Genomic DNA, 1961 nt, shown 5'->3' on the forward strand with positions numbered 1-1961 from the left:
CTAAGGGAAACTGCTAGAACAAGTCAACGCATTGGCCTCAATAATTTGTAAAACGCAAAAACCCCCGACCATCTTCCGATGATCGGGGGTTTTGATTACCTATCTGGTGGAGCTGGACAGAATTGAACTGACGGCCTCTTGAATGCCATTCAAGCGCTCTCCCAACTGAGCTACAGCCCCACGGCGAAAAGCACAATGACTAAAATACGTCTGTTTGTCAACAACTTCTTGCAAGAAAATTATAATTCTTTCAAATCCGCGTCCGAAGCCGTTTGCCGGGCGTCAGTTAGACGCATTTTAACTTTGAAAAAGTGTAAAGGCTCTAACGCTGCACGAAAGTGCAGCGCGCCACAATGTGGCGTGGATTCAGCCGAAAATCGCGATTTTCGGCTGAATGAAAACTTTGAAATGTGAAGCATTTCAAAGTTAATCTGCCCTAGAACCGTTGCCTACGCCGTGGGCGCCGTTGCGATGCCCCCTTTGGGTGCGCTGCCCGCAAAACTCTCTGACGGAACCTGCTGGATCCCCTAATTGCCCGCCTCTTCGGCCAGACGGGCCATCTCGGCCCCGGCGCTTTCCAGGGCGTGCGTCAGCACGTCATCAGCCACTGCGTAGGAAAGGCGAATGCAGTTATCGTCGCCAAAGGCCGCGCCGGGTACAAGGGCCACATGGGCCTTGTCCAGCAGCCGGGTACACAGATCGGTGGAATTGCTCACCGATCCGCCATAGCACTTGCGTACGTCCACAAAAAGATAGAAAGCCCCGTCGGGCTTGGGACATACGGCCCAAGGCCAGGAGCCTATGATTTTCATGCCCAGATCGCGACGACGCACAAAAGCCTGGCGCATGGCGTCAATGCAGTCCGTAGGGCCGGTCAGGGCCGCCAGGGCCGCCTTTTGCGCGATGGAGCATATGCTGGACGTGCTATGTCCCTGCATGGATGATATTTTTTTTATCAGTGTGGGGTGCGCGGCAAGAAAGCCCACGCGCCAGCCCGTCATGGCATAGCTTTTTGAAAGTCCGTTGAGCACGGCCACTTGCTCGGGATACCGCGCAAACCAGCCGATAGCGCTGGTCATTTTGGCCGGGGCAAAAACAAGCTGGTCATAAATTTCGTCAGACAGCACAAAAATGCCGCGCGACATGGCCCAGTCCATAATGGCCGTAAATTCGGCCTCGGTGTACACCGCCCCAGTAGGATTACTGGGCGAATTGAGAATAAGCAGACGCGTTTTGCCCGTCGTCGCGGCGTCCAGCATGGCGGGCGTCACCTTGAAGCCCTGTTCAGGCCCGGCATGTACCGTAACCGGCACGCCGCCGGCCAGCATGACCATATCCGGGTAGCTCAGCCAGTAGGGCGCGGGAATAAGAATCTCGTCGCCCGGATTAACCGTGGCCTGCAAAAAATTGTAAAGGCAGTGTTTGCCCCCGGCCCCGATGACAATGGATTCCAGCGGCACTGGCACGCCATAGGCGCGGTCAAAGTACGCGCCGGCGGCCTTACGCAGTTCCGGAATGCCGGGTACGGCGGTATAGCGGCAAAAATTTTCGTCAATGGCGGCCTTGGCGGCCTCACAGACATGCCTTGGCGTGGGAAAATCCGGTTCGCCCACGGCCAGACTGGTTACGGCAACGCCCTGTGCCTTAAGCTCCAGGGCGCGGCTGTTGACACTGAGGGTCAGAGAGGGTTTGATGCTGCTCAAACGATCTGAAATCTGCATGAGAGGCTCCTTCACGAAAGGGGACGCAATGCGGCGTATACGGCGAGATTACAGCCGCCAATTTTATCAGCTTCGCCACGGGGTGTAAATGCGTACAAAGCAGAAAGGCGCAGCGGCCACTGAATCGGACTACATACAACGTGCTTGCCATCAGCCGTGCCATGCGCAGCCGACGCAATCGGCGCGGCCCACGGGGCAGGCGGAACAGCCGCAACTGGCGCAACCGGCGCAAGTAACAGA

General features: G+C 56.6%; 1 protein-coding gene and 1 tRNA gene. Both read right to left on the minus strand.

Annotated features, from left to right (window positions below; all coding sequences use genetic code 11):
- Positions 1-104: 104 nt before the first annotated feature.
- A tRNA-Ala gene (locus V6C16_RS12090) sits at positions 105-180 on the minus strand.
- Positions 181-527: 347 nt separating this feature from the next.
- Positions 528-1721, minus strand: coding sequence for a pyridoxal phosphate-dependent aminotransferase (locus V6C16_RS12095; protein WP_333535495.1), 1194 nt, complete (start codon positions 1719-1721; stop codon positions 528-530).
- Positions 1722-1961 lie beyond the last annotated feature (240 nt).

Origin of the sequence: Desulfovibrio sp. 1188_IL3213, from assembly GCF_036763145.1 — a bacterium.
GTDB lineage: Bacteria > Desulfobacterota > Desulfovibrionia > Desulfovibrionales > Desulfovibrionaceae > Desulfovibrio.